We start from the raw sequence: 2,220 nt of genomic DNA on the forward strand, positions 1-2,220 counted from the left end.
CGGCGGCACGACGGGTCGGCGATCTGGGTGCGGGTCGGTTTTACCACGGTGGCCGGCGAGAGCGGGCGGAACGTGGGGTTTCTGGGCCTGTTCACCGACATCACCGACCGCAAGCGGGCGGAGGAGTCGCTGCGGCAAAGCGAGGAGAAGTTCCGGGTTCTGGCGGACGGGGCCAGCGACCCGATCGGGATCGTTCAGGGACGCCGGTTCACCTACGTCAATCCGTTTCTCGAACGGCTCAGCGGGTACAGCCGCGAGGAACTGCTGTCGATGGACGTTGCGCAGCTGGTGCATCCCGACTACCGGCCGTTGGTGATGGACCGGGCTCGCCGCCGGCAGATGGGCGAGCCGCTGCCCTCGCACTACGAGTACAAGATGGTCACTCGCACCGGCGAGGCGCGGTGGATGCAATTGTCGGTTTCGCGGATCGAGCTGAAGGGGGCTCCGGCCCTGATCGGCATCGCGCACGACGTGACGGATCGACGGGAAGCCGAGGAGGCTGTCAAGAGAGAGCGGGCATTCCTGCGGCAGGTGATTGACGCGGTGCCGGGATTCGTCTTTGTCAAGGACGCCGAAGGCCGCTTTGAACTGGCCAATCGATCCGTGGCGGAAGCCTACGGGACCACGGTGGAGGCCATAGTCGGACGGACGGACGCCGACTACACCGCCAGCGAGGAGGAGGTTCGGCGGTTCCGAGACAATGACCTTCAGGTGATCGGCAGTGGCTCGCCGCTGCACATTCCGGAGGAGAAGGTCACGGACGCCGGAGGCAGAAGACGATGGCTGACCACCTATAAGGTCCCGCTGGCGGACGAACAGGGGCAGTGCAATCGCGTATTAGGCGTTTCGACCGATATCACGGACCTGAAGGAAGCCCAGGAGGCGCTGACGAGATCGGAGCGGATCAAATCCCTGGTCCTGAATGCAACCGCTGAGCTTTTCACCTATTACGACCGCGATCTGCGTATCCTGTGGGTGAACCGGGCGGCGGCCGAGGCGGCGGGCGTTCCGGTTTCGCAGATAGTCGGGCGTCGGTGCTACGACGTCTGGCATGGCCGGGCTGCAGCCTGTACGCCGTGCCCGATGGTCCGAGCGATCGAAACCGGGAGGGATCAGGAGGAGGAGGTGAAGACGGCCGACGGGCGAGTCTGGCGGGTGCGGAGCTATCCGGTCCTGGACGAACGGGGGCACGTCGAAGGCCTGGTGTGTTTCGGCCAGGACATCACAGACCACAGGAAGGCGGAAGAGGCTCTTCAGCGGACGCATGAAGAGCTTGAGCGTCGCGTGGCGGAGCGAACGGCTGAGTTGGAGGAGGCTAACCGCGAACTGCGGCGGTCGAACCAGGACCTGCAGAGTTTCGCCTACGCGTCGTCGCACGATCTCCAGGAGCCGCTGCGTACGGTGGCCACGTACGTGCAGGTGCTTGAGAAGCGCTATGGCGATCAGCTCGACGACCAGGCCCGCCAGTACATCGACTTCGCCGTGCAGGGGGCCAAGCGGATGCACTTTCTGATCCGCGGTCTGCTGGCCTACTCGCGGGTCAGTACGCAGGTTCGGCCCGCTGCGCCCACCGACGCCGGCAAGGTGCTGGACGAGGCGATCGACAACCTGGGCCTGACGATCGAGGAGAACGGCGCCCAGGTGACGGCCGATCCGCTGCCGGTCGTGCGGGCCGACCCGGTCCAGTTGCTCCAGGTTTTTCAGAACCTGCTGGCCAACGCATTGAAGTTTCGGCATCCCGACCGCAGACCGGTGGTGCACGTGGGAGTCGAGCGGCAGGACGGCGAGTGGGTGTTCCTCGTCCGCGACAACGGCATTGGCATCGAGCCTCAATACTTCGGCCGGGTTTTCGACATTTTCCAGCGACTCTCACCCGGCGGCGACTATGAAGGGACCGGCATCGGCTTGGCTTTGGTCAAACGGATCGTCGAGCGCCACGGCGGACGGGTGTGGGTGGACAGCGACTTCGGCGAGGGTTCGACGTTCTTCTTTTCCCTGCCGCTTCCCGATTGACTTTTCGCCGGCGTCGGCGGAATCGGAAGGGCGGGTCTTTCGCTTCCGCGAAAAAGCCGCCCTTCATGGAGGTCCTCTTGTGCGCGTAGTGTTAGATGAAGAGGTTCACTCCGGCATGCTCCGCCCGATCCAGGTAGAGGGCCACGCCCCCTTCCTCGACGCCGTCGATCAGTTCCTCGCGTTTGATTCCCATCAGGTCCATCGACA

2 protein-coding genes are annotated in these 2,220 nt (G+C 64.5%); one reads left to right on the forward strand and one right to left on the reverse strand.

What is annotated here, in order from left to right; translation table 11 throughout:
• On the forward strand, positions 1-2,013 hold a 2,013-nt coding region (locus GXY33_16455; protein ID NLX06730.1), incomplete at its 5' end, for a PAS domain S-box protein.
• A gap of 91 nt (positions 2,014-2,104) precedes the next feature.
• Here the strand turns inward: GXY33_16455 and GXY33_16460 are convergent.
• On the reverse strand, positions 2,105-2,220 hold a 116-nt coding region (locus tag GXY33_16460), incomplete at its 5' end, for a hypothetical protein (protein NLX06731.1).

Source organism: Phycisphaerae bacterium, assembly GCA_012729815.1.
Classification (GTDB): Bacteria; Planctomycetota; Phycisphaerae; order JAAYCJ01; family JAAYCJ01; genus JAAYCJ01.